Origin of the sequence: Sphingobacterium phlebotomi (genome assembly GCF_008180195.1) — a bacterium.
Taxonomy (GTDB): Bacteria; Bacteroidota; Bacteroidia; order Sphingobacteriales; family Sphingobacteriaceae; genus Sphingobacterium; species Sphingobacterium phlebotomi.
In genome coordinates, this window is the sequence record NZ_VTAV01000014.1 from 99,174 (window position 1) to 117,257 (window position 18,084).

The window sequence follows — 18,084 nt, forward strand, 5'->3', positions numbered from 1 at the left end:
GTGATCATCTTATGATGACGTAGCTACTTGGTTTCTTCATCTGTTTTCGCAATATTGGGTTTTCCGTCGTGAATATCGTCATCGCTTTCATCTTCTTCGCTGTCTAACCGGTGTGTTTCTTCGTTATACATGCCGGCAAGTTCATCAGAAATGGTGCCTTTCCAAAGTGGCGTGCCGGTGAAATAGGCAGCCCTGCCAATCATATGTGCACCAATAGGAGCCGTAATAATCAAAAAGAATATAATAGCAATAGCTTTAGTCGTCACCGATATATCAGGGAACATAATAGCGGCACAAATGAGCAACAAGCCTACTCCTAAGGTAGAGGCTTTCACGGTTACCGATAAGCGTAAATAGAAATCTGGCATACGCAAGATTCCGATAGAGGCGAATAAAATGGAAAGAGCGCCTACTGTACTTAAAAATCCTAATATAATCTCAATCATCTTTTTGTTTTTCTATATAATAAGCAAAGGCCACTGTACCTAAGAAGGCAATCAGGGCAAGAATGATAGCGACATCCAAAAAAACCTCTTGATTGGAACGGATGCTATATACCGTTATAATTCCGATACCTATGGTAATAACCAAATCCAACGCGACGACACGGTCTACCACCGCGGGGCCTTTGAATAACCGGATGAAGACCAACATAACGGAAATGGATAAAATCGGTAGGATAACGTAATCGAAATATGCTTCAAGTGTAATCATCGTAAAATAGCTAATAGTCTTCTTTCCAAACCTGTCTGTGTCTGCCGAACAAATGTTTGCGGGTCCGTTAAGTACATTACATGGATATAGATTGTTTTTTTGTCATCGCTAATATCGATAATGAGCGTCCCCGGGGTCAATGAGATCATAGTCGTCAACAAGTTTATTTCAAAATCCGTCCGGGCGCTCATCGGGTACTTGACAATCCCTGGCTTGAAGAAATATTTGGGTGTAATCACGTCAAAGGCAACCTGTACATTTGCTTTTACAACCTCGTAAAGAAAGTAAAAAACAAAACTTATAATCTTTGGAACCCGGTAAAAATATCGTTGGTCCGTTTCGTTACGGTTCATTATCCACAAGACAAAGAAGCCCAGCATGAATCCGAACAAAAAGTTGGTGTAATAAAGTGAACCCGTAAGTGCTACCCATATCGCCGAGAGCAGCAGATTCATTAAAAAATTCTTAATCATATCTTAATCCGTTTTATTTCCCAAAACGGCATCAATGTATGCCGAAGGATCCATTAATTGTGTCGATATTATGTCTGTTATTTTTACAATAGCTTCCGCATTTAGTCCTATATAAAGTGTTGCAAGTGCCATTAGTCCGATAGGTAGCACCATGAGTATCTTTTTGTAAGGCGGCATCGGAGCGAAGAGATTCTCCACCTCTTCTGAAGCGGATGGGTTTTTCCAAAATACTTCCGACCACATCTTAGCAATAACGTATAGCGTCACGAAGCTACCGATAATTAAAGCGGCAATGTAGACGTATTGATGCTGGATAAAGGCTTCTTGAAAAAGAAAAACTTTTGGCCAAAAACCCGATAATGGTGGTATCCCCACCAGGGAAAATAAGACGATAGCGATAACGAGGGATATTTTCGGATAGTCGCTATATAAACCGCCCAATTTGTTCATATCCATGGTACCCCGCAATTGACGGATAAGTCCGGCTATAAGGAACATGTTGGTTTTGACCAAAATATCATGTATCAGATAAAACACAGCCCCCATAAGAGCAACCTTGCTGAACATGGCAATACCGCCCACCATGAAACCGATATGACATACAATGAGATAAGAGAATAACCGCCGTATGTTTGTTTTTATCAAGGCACCAAATGCTCCGGTTAAGATCGTAAATATGGCAATCACCATTAAAAGTGTTCGCGTAAAATCATCCGGAATGAAGATCAGACTAAATGTACGCAGCATCGCATAGATACCCACCTTAGTCAGCAAACCGCCAAAGGTTGCTGCAACCGCAGATGGCGGTGTATGATAGGAAGACGGAAGCCAATAGTATAAGGGAAATACGGCTGACTTGATACCAAAGCCAATAATGAAAAAGCAAGACGTAATGCCTATGAGCGCCTTATTTTGCACCTCTTGAATTCTGAGGGATAAATCTGCCATGTTGAGCGACCCTGTAATGCCATAGAGAATACCGATACCCGTCAAGAAAAACATGGAAGCCAAAATGTTCATCGCCATGTATTTCACTGCACCCTCCAACTGCGCTTTTCTTCCTCCTAAGGTCATCAGTACAAAAGAAGAAATAATAATGACTTCAAAATATACATACAAGTTGAAGATATCACCCGTTAGGAACGCTCCATGTAATCCCATGATGAGAAAGTGAAAGATAGGGAAATATCCATAGAGCATGCGTTGCCTACTAAGGCCAACCGATGAAAAGATCGAAACAGCAAAACAAGCAATAGACGTGAGCAATACCAACGTGACACTCAGCAAATCCGCGACAAAGACAATCCCGAAAGGGGCGTCCCAGTTTGCCGCATTTAATGTCAGTATTCCATCTTCGTATACACGACTGAAAAGCCGGAAAGCAACCATAAGGCCAATCAAACTCCCCCCAACACTCAAGTAGCGTTGTGTGAGCGTTTTTCTCCAACACGCCAATTGGATTATTGCCGTAAATAATTGCACAAAAATAGGTGCTAAAATATGGTTGTCTATCATATGTCTTCTTCTTCTGGTGTATTTAAATCGTCCAAATCATCTGAATCCACTAGCGCATACACCCGTTTTAACAGTACGATAGCAAAGGAAGTTAAGCCAAAGCTAATGACGATGGCAGTTAGAATTAATGCTTGTGGTATCGGATCTGCATAGATCTCTTGAAAAACTTTGTATGCCTCATTAATAACCGGAGGACTTCCTTTCGTGATTTTTCCCAGGACGAAAATCAAAATATTTGCTCCGTTTCCCAATAGCATAATACCCAATAGAAGTTTCACCATACTTCTGCGTAAAATAAGGTATACGCCGGCAGCATATAACAAACCTAATATTAAAACCAATAGTAATTCCATATCAATCGTTTAGCGCAATGGTGAATAAAATAGTTAAAACGACTCCGATGACGACCAGATAAACACCTAAATCGAAAAATAGAGCGGAGCCAATCATACCGATGACGGGAATAGGCTCTTCAAACCAAAGACCTGTCATAGGGGGAAGCCCAAATAATAATGGAAAAGTAACACTCACCGCAGAGATACCGAGCCCGATCGGTATCAACGATAAGGGTTTGTATCGGAGTATTTTCATCGTGTTTTCTGTCCCGTTGGCAAAACTGTGTAACACGAATGCAATGGAAGCGACTAATCCGCCGACAAAACCACCTCCAGGATAATAATGCCCCCGCAGGAGCAAGAAAAAGGAGAATAACAGCAATATCGGAAGTAAATATCGGGTAGCTGTCTGTAATATAGCACTCTTCATATTTTTTATTTTTTATTAGAAAGTTAACTTTCTAACCTATTCTTTTTCTGATGATTTTAAACGTAGTTTGATCAAACTATATACACCCAATGCTGCGATAGATAGCACAACTGTCTCGAACATGGTATCCATTCCACGGAAATCTACCAATATCACATTGACCACATTTTTTCCTTTGGCAAGCAAATAAGCATTTTCGCCATAAAAGTCACTGATGGCAGTCGAGTTGGGTTCGTAAAGTACACGTAAGGCAATAAGAGAAATAATGATTCCAAAACCCAATGCTACAATAGCATCTCGTATGGGAACCCCTCGGCTTGTAAAATTAATAAAAGGTGGGAGCTTGTATAAAACCAATACAAACAATACGGTGGTCAGTGTATCAATTGTGAATTGTGTCATGGCCAAATCGGGGGCGCTGTAGAACACGAACATCAGACAGATACAATACCCGATAACACTGGTCGACACGACAGCGGTTAGACGCGATCTTGTTGTCACAATAAGATACATGGCGCCCAATAAGATAGCTGCAATACCAAATTCATACCAGGACAAGGGAGTCAAGTTTGCGTAATCGATACGGACTGGTCCACCCAACCATAGCTTGTACCCTAACAGTAGTTCGGCAAAAAGGATAATCTTGATGTGATACGAACGAAGATATCCGTTGTGGAACACGTTGGTGTACCAGGCCGACATTTGTTTGATACCTGCACCAATCTTGGTGATAATATATTGTGGTGAAATATGGTTAAACTGTTCAATAGCGCGTAGTTTAGCTTCACTTGGTTTGTTTAGGAAATAGACGATTGTTCCTGTGGCGAGTGTAGCAAGACTTAAAATGAACACGGTATTGAAACCATGCCACATTTTAAGTTCCATTTCCAGGTTTTCTCCTGCGATAGCAATCGCCGTTTGATGGTTGAAATAATCGCCTGTAATCCCCGGGAAGATGCCGAACACCAAACCTAAGACCGCGAGGATAAGAGGTGGTATCCACATGGATTTGTAAGGGAGATGTACCTGCTCAAATGCCTGTGGTAACTTCCCGGTAAAAGGTTTTATTCCTGCCATAAATCCCGCAGCGACTAAACCAATATTGGTGATGACCGCGAGAGCCGTTAGCCAGATAGCCCAGTTATGATGATAATGTAAGGTCGCTTCGTAGATTAAATCCTTCCCAATAAAACCGAATGTTGAGGGAAGGCCGGCACTTGAAAGGGCTGCTAATACTGCGGCGATAAAAACCGGCATAAGCACTTTGCGCAATCCGCCTAATTTCGTGAGGTCCCGCGTATGCGTCTCATGGTCAATAATGCCCGTAACCATGAATAATGTCGCTTTATAGAGCGCATGCACCAAGATGAAAACGCTTGCGGCAATAAACGCTTCTGTTGTACCTAACCCCAACAGAAAGGTTAAAATGCCTAGGGCAGATATGGTAGAATACGCTAAAATACTTTTTAGGTCGGTGCGAAACAGCGCATGTATAGCCGCGAATACCATGGTAAAACCGCCGACAATCAGGAGTGTCGTATTCCACAATTCGGTGTTGCCTAAAATAGGGGTAAAGCGCGCTAAGAGATATATACCTGCTTTGACCATTGTTGCCGAGTGAAGGTAGGCGGATACTGGCGTAGGGGCTTTCATTGCACCTGGCAACCAAAAATGAAAAGGGAATTGTGCCGATTTGGTGAATGCACCAATAAATACGAGCCCTATAATTAAAGGGTATAACGAATGATTGACCAGCTTATCATGTTGTGCAAATAGCTCGCTGATAATGAACGTCCCTGCAATATTTCCCGCTAATACCAATCCCGCTAATAGGAAAAAACCACCTAGACCTGTAATGCTGAGCGCTGTAAGTGCACTATTTCTGGATTCCTTACTGTCATTATTGAAGCCGATGAGAAAAAAGGAGCTAATACTGGTCAGTTCCCAAAAAACAAATAGGGTAAGGATGTTATTGGAGAGTACAACGCCTAACATCGCACTCATAAAAAGAAGCAGATAGGCGAAAAATCGGTCAAAATAAATATGTCCTTTTAGATAACTGCGACCATAAAAGAAGATGGCTGTTCCAATACCTGTAATCAACAGGGCAAAAAGTAAAGACAGGCCGTCCAAGCGGAAATCGAAGTTCACACCTAAACTGGGAACCCAAGCAAGATGTTGGATAACGTTCGTTCCATTTGCTACGACAGGCACATGCCATAAATAGAATAAAAAGAGGATTACAGGTATAAACGGGAGTAAAACACTCCATTTCGTCTTCATAAGCTTGCCGAAAGGAACGAGAAGGCTCGATGTTATTAACCCTGTTAAAACAGTAAATAGCATGCAGTCTTTATGTTTAAATAATGTTGGAATCGTTATAAAATTACAAAAAATCCGCAATTTGTAGGCTTGTTTTTTTAAATATTGTTATTTTTAGAATATGAAAAAAATAAACCTATTACTCCCCCTGTTAGCTTTTTTATGCTACTTCCAAGCCGTCGCACAATATCAAAAACCGACACTTACCGATAATGCATCCTGGTCCCTGATTTTGGTGCCCGACCCGCAGACGTATACGCGTTTTCACAAAAATGTTGGTATACTGAACCTGATGACAGGGTGGATATATGAAAACGTAGATAAGTTAAATACACAATTTGTCTTGTGCACCGGTGATTTGGTGGAACATAATGATTTGATCCATTTGAAAGGACATGATGGCACAGCAAATAGTTTGCAGCAATGGCAAAATGTAAGAAACGCTTTTGCTACACTGGATAATCGCGTGCCTTATGTGTTGGCAACTGGGAATCACGATTTCGGTTATCGAAGTGCAGAATATCGTTCTACAAATTATGATCAGTATTTTAATGTGAATCAAAATGGTTTCAACCAACGTGCGCTACGGGAGATTGGACCACAAATAAATGGACAGTCTAGCGCGGTGAACGCACTTTATGAATTTCATACACCGCATGGTCAAGATTGGCTTGTCCTGGTCTTGGAGTTCGCACCGCGTGATACGGTGATCAATTGGGCGAAACAGGTGTTGGAAGCCAAGCCTTACGTAGACAAAGATGTGATTTTGTTGACGCATACTTATCTCAATAGCAAGAGCGAACATATAAAAACCGAAGGCTATAAAATGGAGGATGTAAACTATGGCGCTGCGGTGTTTGAAAAATTGGTGAAACCATCGAAGAATATCCGTTTGGTTTTTTCGGGACATATCGGAGCTCCAGATAATTTTGAGGCACATCTAGGTTTTAGACGTGACATAAATGCGGCAGGAAAAACCGTATCGCAAATGACATTCAATGCGCAGGCGATGGGAGGAGGTTGGCATGGAAACGGCGGAGACGGTTGGTTGCGCTATTTAGAGTTTATGCCGGATGGTAATACTGTGAAGGTGAAGACGTTTTCACCACTGTTCGCTGTTTCACCGACGACGCAGGATCTAGCCTATAAAACCGAAGATAATCAGCAATTTACCTTTACTTTGGATTAGTATATGTTTTTTGAAATGTGATTTGTTTGTTGTAGTTTTGCGCCTAATAGAATTTAATTGAACAAATATGAAAAAAATTTTACTTTCTTTAGGCGCTGCATTTTTATTGGCAGCAGGTGCAAATGCACAGGTAAGCTATGGTGTCAAAGCTGGTGTTAACTTGCCGAAACAGGTGGTTAAGATTAGTGGAAGTGGTGTAAATGCTTCTGTTGAATCCGGTACGACAACAAGTTTCTATGTATCGGGTTATGCGAATATCTTCGCTGCTCCAAATTTCGCCATCCAGCCGGGTCTTTCTTTGCAAGGGAAAGGTGGGGAAATGGATATGACAGATTTAGGAGGGGAAAAATACACTACAAACATCATGTCGCTGGATATTCCTGTAAATGCGGTATATTATATTCCAACAGGAAATACCGGTTCAGTATTCGTAGGTGCAGGACCGTATGTTGGATTCCATTTGTCGGGTAAAGACAAGATAAGCGGTGGCGAATCTTATGATGTAGAGTTTGGTTCCGGAGAAGATGAAACGAAGCGGGTTGATTTTGGATTGAATTTCCAATTGGGATATAAACTAGCTAATGGCTTCTTAATTAACGGTGGATATGGTTTGGGTTTAGCAAACTTATTGAACTTTGAGGCAGAACAGGGCGTCAGCATGAAGGGACACAACCGCGTTCTTTCTTTCGGTGTTGGTTTCGAATTTTAAGAACCAAAACACATAATGAAAAAGGAAAGCCTCTCGTTTTTTGGGGGCACTGAAAAAGAATCCTGAAATTGATCTAAAAAAAGGACATCCAAACCAAAAAATGGCGATAGTTCCGATAGTAATCAGAAATACCCCTATATAGCCTCTGAAAAATCGAATTAAATCATTACAAATAGAAAACTTGAACTCGGAAAAAACAAAAATGACCGAGTAGAAATCTAATTCTGCTCAGTCATATTCTTTAAGCCAGCTAAAATGCTGAGGCTTTTTCAGTGCCCTCCGGAAATTCCGTCGGGGCTTTTTTTGATGCTGTCTATTTTATTTTTATGCTATTTCTTCATTTCTTCTGCTCCTTTGATGATCGCATCGACCACGGTTGGATCTTGAAGTGTGGAAGTGTCACCTAAATTCTCGGTTTCGCCTTCTGCAATTTTGCGCAAGATGCGACGCATAATTTTTCCCGAACGTGTTTTCGGTAGATCTGATACAAACTGAATAATATCTGGTTTAGCAATCGCACCGATCAGGCGTGTAATCGTCTGTAAAATATCCTTACGTGTACTTTCGGCGTCGATGTGGTGGTTCGCGACAATGACATACGCATAAATGCCCTGTCCTTTAACCGGATGTGGATAACCGACAATGGCCGATTCGACTACATCAGCGTGCATATTGATCGCATTTTCCACCTCTGCCGTACCGATACGGTGGCCGGAAACGTTCAATACATCATCCACGCGTCCGGTAATTTTATAGTACCCTTCTGGGCTTCTGTAACAGCCGTCGCCCGTGAAATATTTGTCTGGATAGGTAGAGAAATAGGTTTGACGGCATCGCTCGTGGTCGCCCCAAGTCGTGCGCAACATACCCGGCCACGGAAACTTGATGCACAGATTTCCCGTTACATCGTTGCCCTCGATTTCTTTACCGTCTTCGTCCATTAAACACGGCTGTACACCCGGGAGCGGTAACATCGCATAGCTCGGAATGGTTGGTGAGATACCCGCCATCGGTGCGATCAATATACCGCCATTTTCTGTTTGCCACCAAGTGTCGGTAATCGGTGCTTTTCCTTTCCCGATTTTTTCATTGAACCAATGCCAAGCTTCTTCGTTTATCGGTTCGCCTACAGATCCAAGTTTTTTGATACTGCTTAGATCCTTACCTTCCAAATATTCATCTCCAAAAGCCATTAACGAGCGAATGGCCGTAGGCGCCGTATATAAGATATTCACTTTATATTTATCGACAATATCCCATAGACGTCCGGCATCGGGGTAGGTCGGTGTACCTTCGAACATTAAAGACGTGGCACCCTGTGACAGGGGACCGTACACAATGTAGCTATGTCCTGTAATCCAACCGATGTCGGCCGTACAAAAATAAACCTCACCGGGTTGGTATTGGAATACGTTAGAGAAGGTGTATCCGGTATAAACCATATAGCCTCCTGTGGTATGTACGACTCCTTTGGGTTTGCCGGTAGAGCCCGATGTATAAAGTACAAATAACGGATCTTCTGCGTCCATTTCTTCGGCAGGACAAGGGGGATTTCCTTGCGTTTCCACTTTTTTAATTTCGTCTTCCCACCATACATCACGACCTTTTATCATGGATATAGGTGTGCGTGTACGTGTTAACACAATGACACGCTCCACAGATTCACATTGCATCAGGGCATCATCTACAATAGATTTTAACTCCAATACTTTTCCGGCACGGAACCCACCATCGGAGGTAATGACTAATTTACATTCCGCATCGTTGATGCGGTCTGCGATAGAGCGGGCGGAGAAACCACCAAATACAACGGAATGGATAGCACCAATACGTGCACAGGCCAGTACGGCAATAACCAGCTCCGGTACCATAGGAAGGTATATACATACGCGATCTCCCTTAACGACCTTATTATTTTTTAATACATTCGCAAATATTTCGACTTTCTCTAAAAGTTGTTTGTATGTAAGGATTCGGTGTGCCTCGTTTGGATCATTCGGTTCCCAAATAATGGCGGGTTTATCTCCCAAACTGTAGATATGGCGGTCCAGGCAATTTTCGGTAATGTTAAGCTTCCCCCCTTCAAACCACTTGATATTTGGTTCGGTAAAGTTCCAGTTTAATACGTTTGTCCATTTTCGTTTCCAAAAGAAGTTTTCCGCAATTTCTCCCCAAAATGCTTCCGGGTTTTCGACGCTATTTTTATACGCCTCCTGATACTCCTCAAAACTTTTAATTTGTAGGTTCATGTTTTTTTATGCAACGTTTAAATGATTAACTTTTATCCAATGCAGACATTTATTTATTGAAAGCTGTCCGTATTGGATATACAAGCACTAATTTAGTTTTTTTTGCCATCAATGTCAATTTTTTAACTTTATGTATTCGTATTTTTATATCCGATGAAGCTGCTAAAGCAAGTATACTATTTCTTAATCTACACCAACCTACTTATCGCAGGTGCTGCCATAGCACAATCTGCATTGACGTATTTATTCTTTGGCGCTCCATTTGATTATCCCATCATGATGATAGAGGGAACAGCAACTTTGCTCCTGTATAATTTTAGTATGTTGCTTTCCAAACCTCGAAACCCACAGAAATCGGTATATAAACGTACACGATGGATATTTAAGAATGAATGGCTATTATGGTTGAATAGTGGAGTAGGCTTCATCGTCTTGTTATATGCCGCTTATCATATTCATTTATATAGTCTATTTTTTTTGATAGGAATAGGTATGATGAGTGTGGCGTATTCGGTTCCAATAATACCGTATAACGGGAAATGGGTCGGATTTCGCCAATTACCGGGTATGAAAATTTTTCATATTGCGTTGGTCTGGACATTGAGTTCTGTGTGTTTGCCGGTTTTTGAGATGCATTTGGATGGGGTGGCGGTTGATTTACATCTATTCCAAACGCTTTTTGTGCTAAAGTTTATCTTCTTGCTTATTTGCACGCTACCTTTTGATATCCGGGATATCCAACAAGATTCCTATTATCATTTAAAAACCATACCGAATATGATTGGTGCAAATAGAGCTATTTTATTGTGCTACACGCTTTTAGTAGCGCATAGCAGTGTTGTCTTATTATCAGCTATTCAACTGAAGGTACAGATAGGGATATTAACCACGAACCTGTTAATCGGTGTTGTACTCAAACAGGTCGTGTTCCGAAACGCGAACCGCTATCATTACGCATTTTTATTAGACTTTGCATTGATAGCACAATTTTTCATTGTTTATCTTTTTTATAAAATCCAATAATCTTGTTGGCTATAATATCCGACAGTTTATAGTAGCTGTCGAATGTCCATCCGGCTACATGTGGACTTAATAACACGTTATCCCTTGAAATTAGGTCAGCGTACCAGTCTGTTTCGCTGAGTGTCGGAAATTTTTCAATGGGCAAAACATCAAATGCTGCCCCTAAAATTTTACCGGTATCTAGGTATTTCAAAACCGATGGGATATTTACTATAGCCCCTCTGGCACCCATCAGAAAAAAGATGGGTTTGCGGAAATGAAACAGGTATTCATCGTTTACCATGGCTCTAGTTTCACGTGTCAGCGGAATATGAAAACTTAATACATCGGCTTGGCGGACAACTTCTTCCATCGAAACCTCTTTGGCATAGATATCGGAGAAACCCGTTTTGTATTTGTCATACGCAATGACATTGACCTCAAAACCCGAAAGTTTTTTCGCCATTGCTTGTCCATTATGACCATATCCAATGAGTGCTACTGTTCTTCCTTTTAATTCATATCCGCGGTTTTCTTCCCTGCACCATTGTCCGGTACACACTTCTCGATGTCCGCGGTTCAGGTTATTCATTAAAGCCAGCAGCATGCCAATCATGTGTTCGCCGACAGCATCTTTATTGCCGTCATTCGCCGAAAAGAGACGAATACCTTTTGATGTGGCATATTCCTCATCGATATTGTCCATCCCTGCGCCTGGACGGGCGATAAACTGTAGGTCGGGGGCGAGATCAAGAAAAGATTCGTCAACCTGAAATTTGGAACGAATAATCAGTCCCGTGTAGTGTTGGATAACATTTTCGGTATCCGCTCTGCTGAAACCCGGTTGGTAATCATAAGAAATTCCGGCTTGATTCAGTTTGTCTAATAATATATGGTGTATATCGTCTACAATAAGAATATCCATTTTCTAGCTAATATTTCATGAAATCCACAGATAATAATTTGTCCAGGTTCTTTTGAGCCAATCTGGCAGGCATAAGTTTCATCAGCAGATTGCGTATCGTGATGAATACGGGGTTATCCCATTGGGCTATTTCACCAATCCGCTTGGAAGTATCCGTAATATATTTTGTCCGGGATAATCTTCTTTTTTCAAACGAAGAGAACGCTTCCTTCGTAGTCTTTTCTAGTTTTAATTCATCCAATAGAACAGCAACGTCCTCTAAAGCTTGGCAAGCTCCTTGTCCCATATTGGGCGTGGTAGCGTGTCCTGCATCGCCAATAAAGAGGATATTATCATAAGCTAGATGTTTAAGTGGTTTTATATCTATAATGTCATTCCAAATCAACTCGCTATCTTTGGTCTGCGCCAAAATAGCAGGAATAGGATCATGGTACGATTGAAAGTGTCTTAATAAATCGTTGACTTTATAGCTGCGATATATAGGGTTATCAGGCGTAGTGTTTATACATGCATACCAATAGATGCGATTATTGGTTAGCGGAGTCATTCCAAATCGTCCTAATTTTCCCCACGTTTCCGTCCCCTTATCTAATGCTATCTCGGCATTGTCAATGGTTGCACGCCAGCACGTATATCCTGAATAGCGAGGTATGGAGGAAGGTATGAGTTGTTGACGGAGTGGGGATTTCACGCCGTCAGCGATAATTAAAAATCGGGATGTATGCTGGGTGCCATCTTCAAAAAACAGAGTCACAGCACCTACATGTTGTTCTAATCGGATAGCTTTTTTGCTTAGTTGTAATTTTTGATTTTTGATTTTTGACAACAGGAATAGGTGTAAATCTGCACGATGAATGGCAAAATTTCGTTGTTCGTACTTTTCACTGATGGCATGGGTGTCCGGAGATACCAAAAGCCCCCCTTTATGATCTAAAATATGGTAGCTATCCAAGTAATAACCTATTTGTTCTATTTCAGTTCTGAGGCTAAGTAAATCTAAAGCACGCATAGCATTTGCTGCTAGCCCAAATCCTGCGCCTATTCCCTTTAGTTTCTTTGCCTGCTCAAAAAGCACAAAATCTTTGTCAATTTGTTGAAAAGCTATAGCCATGGCAAGGCCTGCTACACCACCACCTACTATGGCGAAATCACTATCTATTGTTTTGGTGTATGGCATTTGCAATTTCATTTGTTAGGGTAACAAAATCTTCGACCGATAATCGCTCTGCCCGGAGCTCATACAACGGATTGTCGCTCATGTTGTCTTTTAGAACAACGGCAGATAAGGCGTTTCGTAACGTTTTGCGGCGTTGGTTGAAAGCCGCTTTTACGACACGCCAAAATAGTTTTTCATCACAGTCTAGTGTATTACGGTCATTCCTTGTCATTTTAATAACACCGGAAAGTACTTTGGGAGGCGGGTTAAACGCACCTGCTTTTACAGTAAAAAGATACTGCACATTATAATAAGCTTGTAAGAACACACTCAGAATACCGTATTCTTTGCTGCCCGGTTTTGCCACACAGCGCTCGGCAACCTCTTTTTGGAACATCCCAACCATCTGCACCACACGCCCGCGCTCCTCCAAAACCTTAAACAGAATCTGCGAAGAGATATTATAAGGGAAATTTCCGATGACTGCCATCTTATCTCCAAAAAATTGATCGAAATCCAATGTAAGAAAGTCGCCATGAATAAGCTTGTTACCCAATTGTGAATATTTGTCAGCAAGAAATGCAATGGATTCCTCATCTACATCAATCAGCCAGGTTTCATAGGTGTCTTTTTGAAGTAGAAAATCAGATAACACGCCCATGCCGGGACCAACTTCTAATACCTGTTTAAAACCCAAAGCAGGCTCAAGGGCTTCCACAATCTTCTGTGCAGCATGTTTATCGTTTAGAAAGTGTTGTCCTAAGTGTTTCTTTGCGCGTACAGTACTCATTCGTTGTTTGGGATGTTAGAAAGCAAAATTAAACATTATTATGCAATTTTCTGTGTGATTCAAAGTTACCTATAGAGGGAAAAGCCTATCTTTTCGGGTCAACGGCAAGAAAGCTTTTTATTTACCCTAAATTTTGTAATTTTGATTCAAAGCTTTCGGAAAATGAGTGAAAAACTAAAAATAGGTATTACCATAGGGGATGTAAACGGCATCGGATTAGAAGTGATTATCAAATCGTTGATGGATAGTCGGGTGTTGGATTACTTCACACCGGTTGTTTATGGCAATACTAAAGTTGCTTCATTCCACCGAAAAGCGATCGGCGTACAGGATTTTAGTTTTAATGTTATCCATCATCCGGACCAAGCGAATCCTAAACGTGCCAACATGATTAATTGTTGGCAAGAAGATGTGAAGATTACATTGGGCGAGCAAAACGAAATCGGAGGGAAATATGCCTTTCTTTCTTTGGAAAGGGCTTCGGAAGACCTTCGTAATGGTAAACTCGATGCGTTGGTCACTGCACCTATTAATAAACACAATATACAGCAAGACGGTTTTCATTTTCCGGGGCATACCGAATATTTGCAATCCAAGATGGAAGCGCCAGATGTTTTGATGTTTATGATTGCTGAGGAGCTTCGTATAGGGGTTGTTACAGGGCATATTCCTGTGAAGGAAATTGCGGGAACGATAACAGGAGATGCTATTTTACAGAAATTACGGATGATGAACGAAAGTCTAAAAAAAGACTTTTGGATAGAGAAACCCAAAATAGCGGTACTGGGATTAAATCCCCATGCGGGAGATAATGGATTAATCGGTACGGAAGATGAAGAGATTATTGCGCCGACTATCCAAAAGGCAAAAGAAGAAGGAATTTTCTGTTTTGGGCCTTACCCGGCCGATGGTTTTTTTGCAAGCGATACGTATACCAAATTTGATGGTGTTTTAGCGATGTATCACGATCAGGGCTTGATCCCTTTTAAACATATTGCTTCTCGTAAAGGAGTCAACTATACGGCAGGATTACCTATTGTCCGGACATCTCCAGATCATGGAACAGGGTATGACATTGCTGGGAAAAATATGGCCTCCCATGAATCTTTTCTAGAAGCGATTTTTTCTGCTGTTCATATCGTAAAACGTCGTCGGGAGCAAGAAGAGCTCGTTGCCAATCCTCTCCCGTTTCGTCGCTTGTCAAAAGATAGGGATTAGTAGGGAGCAGTTTGTACGAAATAATCTGTATTTTTGCCCGCTGTTGGCGTTGAGCCTAGAGAAGAAGCTATGCGAGAAAATTTACAACATCCTATTTTTCAAATCATCAGAGATTTAGCGGATAAAGAAAAGGTCAAATGCTATGTAGTTGGTGGTTATGTTCGTGATTGCATCATGAGACGGTCCTTTAAAAACGATGTTGATTTGGTTGTGATTGGGAGTGGGATTGATTTTGCTTCTAAGCTTGGCGAAATTCTACATACTAATGTCGCCGTCTACAAAAGTTTTGGAACAGCGATGTTGGCACATGATGGTATCAATTTGGAATTTGTAGGTGCCCGTAAAGAATCTTATCGTTCCAACTCTAGAAAACCTATTGTAGAGGATGGTACGCTTGAAGATGATCAATACCGCAGGGATTTTACGATTAATGCTATGGCGTACTGTTTGAATGCCGAGCGTTTTGGCGAACTGTTAGATCCTTTTGGGGGGGTAGAGGATATTCAAAACCGCATTATTCGAACACCGCTCGACCCGGCTATCACATTTTCGGATGATCCGTTACGCATGATGCGTGCCATTCGCTTTGCCACACAACTTAATTTTAAGATTGACGTGAAAGCAATTCAGGCTATTGTAGAAAATGCAGAACGGATTAAAATTATTTCTAAGGAGCGCATTATAGATGAATTAAATAAAATTGTTATGGCATCTAAGCCATCCATTGGTTTTCGCTACCTATTCGATACCGGGCTGTTGAAAATTATTTTTCCGGCGATGTACAATTTACAAGGAGTAGATGTCATAGATGGACGTGGACATAAAGACAATTTTTATCATACATTGGAAGTTTTAGACAACGTAGCAGAGCTATCGGATGATTTATGGTTGCGGTGGGCGGCGATTATGCATGATATAGCAAAGCCCGCGACAAAACGATACGACAAAAGGGTAGGGTGGACCTTTCATGGGCACGAAGACCGTGGTGCGAGGATGGTGCCGAAGATTTTTGCCGAATTGAAACTTCCGCTCCACGATAGAATGAAATTCGTCCAAAAACTGGTACACCTACATCTACGGCCGATAGTGTTGGCCCAAGATATTGTGACAGACTCCGCGGTACGCCGGCTGCTCTATGAAGCCGGAGATGATATTGATGCACTGATGCTTTTATGTCATGCCGATGTGACAACTAAGAATGAGTTTAAGAAGAAAAAATACCGCAGTAATTTTGAGCTGGTAAAGCAGAAGTTGAAGGATGTAGAAGAACGGGATAAGATTCGTAATTGGCAACCTCCTGTGTCGGGAGAGGATATTATGGCACTTTTTGGAATAGGACCGGGACGTACGGTTGGCATAATCAAAAACACCATTAGAGAAGCTATTTTGGAAGGGGAAATTCCTAATTCCCGTGAAGAGGCTTTGTCTTTCATCTTAAAAAAAGGAAAACAGTTAGGGTTATCACCCAAAACGAATACGGTACTTTAATTTTTTAAAAATTATTGTAATTTTAACCTTTGTATAAACGATAAACTAAACGATACGATTTAGAATGGCTATTTACAGATTTCGAGTAACTTTTGAGGATTATGAGGACGTGTATCGAGAAATAGATATGCCCTCAAAAGCTACATTTTTAGAATTGCATCAGGCTATCCATAACGCTACCGGTTACACTCCAGATGTTTCTTCCTCCTTTTATGTTAGTAATGACCAATGGAAGAAAGGAACAGAGATTGCTTTTTTGCCTACGGAGAGAAAGCAGAGCAACGGAGTGATAGAAATGGAGGGTATTCGTTTGAGCAAGTTTATCGATGACCCGCACCAAAAATTTTATTACATCTATAATTTTGACCGTCCTTACGACTTTCATGTCGAGCTTATTAAAATTTTGAAAGAGGAGGATGGTAAGGAATACCCATGCGTGTTTAAAGCAGTCGGAACAGTGCCTAAGCCAGTGGCTGCTGCGAATTTTCCGTTATCGACTGCAGAAGATGATGATGAAGATGAAGATTTGCCAACAGACGATACAGAATACGGGGTTGACGAAGATGAAGAATTCGATTTATTTGATGGTGAAGAGGAAGAAGGAGGAGAAGATGAGGGAGCTAGTGGAGTGGAAGATGAATATTGATGACAGGTAATGCGAAGAGATTAATCGTGGTGGTCGGGCCTACTGCTGTAGGAAAGACGGCTATGGGTATTGCCTTAGCAAAACATTTTAAAACGGAGATTATTTCCGCAGATTCCAGACAGTTTTATAGGGAGATGTCCATCGGAACGGCAAAGCCGGATGTAAATGAGCTTACGGAAGTAAGACATCATTTTATCGATTCGCATACGATTGAAGAAGAGTATTCGGCGGGTGATTTCGAAAGAGATGTTTTGTCTCTACTTGACATGCTATTTGAAAAGCAGGATGTAGTCGTGATGGTAGGCGGCTCGGGATTATTTGTACGTGCAGTTTGTGAGGGTCTAGATACACTCCCTAAAGCCCCAACAGTGGTACGCGAACGTTTGAATGATATTTTTGAACGGGAAGGACTGGAACCGCTGCAACAGAAACTTAAAGAAATAGACCCTGATTATTATCGCCATGCGGATATACAAAACCCGCAGCGAGTTATCCGTGCGTTGGAAGTTTATGAAGCTACAGGACAACCTTTTTCATCCTATCGTGTGCGAGAAATGGTCAAGCGTCCGTTTGAGATCGTCACCATTGGGTTGAACATGGAGCGACAAAAGCTATACGGCCGTATAAATTTGCGTGTGGACATGATGATAGAAATGGGACTGGTGGATGAAGTCCGCTCGTTGCTGCCATATAGAAGCAAGCCAGCGTTATTGACCGTCGGTTATGCTGAAATATTTGATTTTATTGATGGCGAAATTTCCTTAGAGGAAGCAATTTCCCGTATAAAACAGAACTCCCGACGTTATGCAAAAAGACAGATTACCTGGTTCAAAAAATATGGTGATACTGTGTGGTTTGAGCCGGAAGATTGGCAAGGGATTTTATCTTTTTTAACGTAGGGGCTATGTCCCTACGTTAAAAAA

The 18,084-nt window shown here is 41.4% G+C and carries 18 protein-coding genes; 7 read left to right on the forward strand and 11 right to left on the reverse strand.

All coding sequences use genetic code 11. The features are described 5' to 3' along the window. Positions 1–23 precede the first annotated feature (23 nt). Genes mnhG through FXV77_RS16975 form a run of 7 tightly spaced genes read right to left on the reverse strand, consistent with a single transcriptional unit; the run spans position 24 to position 5,813 of the window. The gene (mnhG, locus tag FXV77_RS16945) at positions 24–446 is read right to left on the reverse strand and encodes a monovalent cation/H(+) antiporter subunit G (protein WP_148920426.1); all 423 of its coding nucleotides are present in this window, start codon (positions 444–446) and stop codon (positions 24–26) included. Beyond that, positions 439–714: a monovalent cation/H+ antiporter complex subunit F gene (locus FXV77_RS16950; RefSeq protein WP_148920427.1), complete on the reverse strand. Its 276-nt coding sequence runs from the start codon at positions 712–714 to the stop codon at positions 439–441. Before FXV77_RS16950 ends, mnhG begins: the two co-directional genes overlap by 8 nt. After that, complete coding sequence (locus FXV77_RS16955) at positions 711–1,187, reverse strand: Na+/H+ antiporter subunit E (RefSeq protein ID WP_148920428.1); 477 nt, start codon at positions 1,185–1,187, stop codon at positions 711–713. The genes FXV77_RS16950 and FXV77_RS16955 overlap by 4 nt, the downstream gene beginning before the upstream one ends. A gap of 3 nt (positions 1,188–1,190) precedes the next feature. Then, positions 1,191–2,702 carry a proton-conducting transporter transmembrane domain-containing protein gene (locus FXV77_RS16960; protein ID WP_148920429.1) on the reverse strand — a complete coding sequence of 504 codons (1,512 nt, stop codon included), beginning with the start codon at positions 2,700–2,702 and terminating at the stop codon, positions 1,191–1,193. Beyond that, positions 2,699–3,055: a Na+/H+ antiporter subunit C gene (locus tag FXV77_RS16965; RefSeq protein WP_148920430.1), complete on the reverse strand. Its 357-nt coding sequence runs from the start codon at positions 3,053–3,055 to the stop codon at positions 2,699–2,701. Before FXV77_RS16965 ends, FXV77_RS16960 begins: the two co-directional genes overlap by 4 nt. Before the next feature lies 1 nt (position 3,056). Further along, the gene (locus FXV77_RS16970; RefSeq protein ID WP_148920431.1) at positions 3,057–3,467 is read right to left on the reverse strand and encodes a Na+/H+ antiporter subunit B; all 411 of its coding nucleotides are present in this window, start codon (positions 3,465–3,467) and stop codon (positions 3,057–3,059) included. Between the two features lie 36 nt (positions 3,468–3,503). Beyond that, a complete protein-coding gene (locus FXV77_RS16975) occupies positions 3,504–5,813 on the reverse strand; it encodes a putative monovalent cation/H+ antiporter subunit A (RefSeq protein ID WP_148920432.1) in 2,310 nt (769 codons plus the stop codon). A 97-nt stretch (positions 5,814–5,910) separates the two neighbouring features. Between FXV77_RS16975 and FXV77_RS16980 the strand changes: the two genes are divergently transcribed. Next, a complete protein-coding gene (locus tag FXV77_RS16980; RefSeq protein WP_148920433.1) occupies positions 5,911–6,978 on the forward strand; it encodes a metallophosphoesterase in 1,068 nt (355 codons plus the stop codon). 67 nt (positions 6,979–7,045) lie between these two features. Further along, on the forward strand, positions 7,046–7,687 hold the full coding sequence (locus FXV77_RS16985; protein WP_148920434.1) for a porin family protein: 642 nt from the start codon (positions 7,046–7,048) through the stop codon (positions 7,685–7,687). A gap of 329 nt (positions 7,688–8,016) precedes the next feature. On the opposite strand, the gene acs is transcribed toward FXV77_RS16985, so the two are convergent. Then, on the reverse strand, positions 8,017–9,936 hold the full coding sequence (gene acs, locus FXV77_RS16990; protein ID WP_148920435.1) for an acetate--CoA ligase: 1,920 nt from the start codon (positions 9,934–9,936) through the stop codon (positions 8,017–8,019). Between the two features lie 153 nt (positions 9,937–10,089). Between acs and FXV77_RS16995 the strand changes: the two genes are divergently transcribed. Next, complete coding sequence (locus FXV77_RS16995; protein WP_148920436.1) at positions 10,090–10,959, forward strand: UbiA prenyltransferase family protein; 870 nt, start codon at positions 10,090–10,092, stop codon at positions 10,957–10,959. Here FXV77_RS16995 and FXV77_RS17000 read toward each other — a convergent pair. From FXV77_RS17000 to rsmA, 3 genes are read right to left on the reverse strand one after another with little or no spacing between them, the layout of a single operon-like run. Further along, positions 10,928–11,863, reverse strand: a complete 936-nt coding sequence (locus FXV77_RS17000; protein ID WP_148920437.1) for an NAD(P)-dependent oxidoreductase — start codon at positions 11,861–11,863, stop codon at positions 10,928–10,930. The genes FXV77_RS16995 and FXV77_RS17000 overlap by 32 nt on opposite strands. A gap of 7 nt (positions 11,864–11,870) precedes the next feature. Further along, entirely contained in the window at positions 11,871–13,052 is a 1,182-nt protein-coding gene (locus FXV77_RS17005) for an FAD-dependent monooxygenase (RefSeq protein ID WP_246162502.1), read from the reverse strand. Then, entirely contained in the window at positions 13,015–13,809 is a 795-nt protein-coding gene (gene rsmA, locus FXV77_RS17010; RefSeq protein WP_148920438.1) for a 16S rRNA (adenine(1518)-N(6)/adenine(1519)-N(6))-dimethyltransferase RsmA, read from the reverse strand. The genes FXV77_RS17005 and rsmA overlap by 38 nt, the downstream gene beginning before the upstream one ends. A 162-nt stretch (positions 13,810–13,971) precedes the next feature. Here rsmA and pdxA point away from each other — a divergent pair, with 162 nt between their 5' ends. The 4 genes from pdxA (at position 13,972) to miaA (ending at position 18,060) form a co-directional block, all read left to right on the forward strand. Next, positions 13,972–15,027, forward strand: coding sequence for a 4-hydroxythreonine-4-phosphate dehydrogenase PdxA (pdxA, locus tag FXV77_RS17015; protein WP_148920439.1), 1,056 nt, complete (start codon positions 13,972–13,974; stop codon positions 15,025–15,027). A gap of 69 nt (positions 15,028–15,096) precedes the next feature. Beyond that, positions 15,097–16,515: a CCA tRNA nucleotidyltransferase gene (locus FXV77_RS17020; RefSeq protein ID WP_148920440.1), complete on the forward strand. Its 1,419-nt coding sequence runs from the start codon at positions 15,097–15,099 to the stop codon at positions 16,513–16,515. Positions 16,516–16,579: 64 nt separating this feature from the next. Next, entirely contained in the window at positions 16,580–17,161 is a 582-nt protein-coding gene (locus FXV77_RS17025; protein ID WP_148920441.1) for an IS1096 element passenger TnpR family protein, read from the forward strand. After that, the gene (gene miaA, locus FXV77_RS17030; protein WP_148920442.1) at positions 17,161–18,060 is read left to right on the forward strand and encodes a tRNA (adenosine(37)-N6)-dimethylallyltransferase MiaA; all 900 of its coding nucleotides are present in this window, start codon (positions 17,161–17,163) and stop codon (positions 18,058–18,060) included. Before FXV77_RS17025 ends, miaA begins: the two co-directional genes overlap by 1 nt. The last annotated feature ends 24 nt before the right edge of the window (positions 18,061–18,084 follow it).

Bases quoted from the DNA above. Each gene is read 5' to 3' on its own strand.
- mnhG (WP_148920426.1), bottom strand. From the start codon at position 446: ATGATTGAGATTATATTAGGATTTTTAAGTACAGTAGGCGCTCTTTCC.
- FXV77_RS16950 (WP_148920427.1), bottom strand. From the start codon at position 714: ATGATTACACTTGAAGCATATTTCGATTACGTTATCCTACCGATTTTA.
- FXV77_RS16955 (WP_148920428.1), bottom strand. From the start codon at position 1,187: ATGATTAAGAATTTTTTAATGAATCTGCTGCTCTCGGCGATATGGGTA.
- FXV77_RS16960 (WP_148920429.1), bottom strand. From the start codon at position 2,702: ATGATAGACAACCATATTTTAGCACCTATTTTTGTGCAATTATTTACG.
- FXV77_RS16965 (WP_148920430.1), bottom strand. From the start codon at position 3,055: ATGGAATTACTATTGGTTTTAATATTAGGTTTGTTATATGCTGCCGGC.
- FXV77_RS16970 (WP_148920431.1), bottom strand. From the start codon at position 3,467: ATGAAGAGTGCTATATTACAGACAGCTACCCGATATTTACTTCCGATA.
- FXV77_RS16975 (WP_148920432.1), bottom strand. From the start codon at position 5,813: ATGCTATTTACTGTTTTAACAGGGTTAATAACATCGAGCCTTCTCGTT.
- FXV77_RS16980 (WP_148920433.1), top strand. From the start codon at position 5,911: ATGAAAAAAATAAACCTATTACTCCCCCTGTTAGCTTTTTTATGCTAC.
- FXV77_RS16985 (WP_148920434.1), top strand. From the start codon at position 7,046: ATGAAAAAAATTTTACTTTCTTTAGGCGCTGCATTTTTATTGGCAGCA.
- acs (WP_148920435.1), bottom strand. From the start codon at position 9,936: ATGAACCTACAAATTAAAAGTTTTGAGGAGTATCAGGAGGCGTATAAA.
- FXV77_RS16995 (WP_148920436.1), top strand. From the start codon at position 10,090: ATGAAGCTGCTAAAGCAAGTATACTATTTCTTAATCTACACCAACCTA.
- FXV77_RS17000 (WP_148920437.1), bottom strand. From the start codon at position 11,863: ATGGATATTCTTATTGTAGACGATATACACCATATATTATTAGACAAA.
- FXV77_RS17005 (WP_246162502.1), bottom strand. From the start codon at position 13,052: ATGAAATTGCAAATGCCATACACCAAAACAATAGATAGTGATTTCGCC.
- rsmA (WP_148920438.1), bottom strand. From the start codon at position 13,809: ATGAGTACTGTACGCGCAAAGAAACACTTAGGACAACACTTTCTAAAC.
- pdxA (WP_148920439.1), top strand. From the start codon at position 13,972: ATGAGTGAAAAACTAAAAATAGGTATTACCATAGGGGATGTAAACGGC.
- FXV77_RS17020 (WP_148920440.1), top strand. From the start codon at position 15,097: ATGCGAGAAAATTTACAACATCCTATTTTTCAAATCATCAGAGATTTA.
- FXV77_RS17025 (WP_148920441.1), top strand. From the start codon at position 16,580: ATGGCTATTTACAGATTTCGAGTAACTTTTGAGGATTATGAGGACGTG.
- miaA (WP_148920442.1), top strand. From the start codon at position 17,161: ATGACAGGTAATGCGAAGAGATTAATCGTGGTGGTCGGGCCTACTGCT.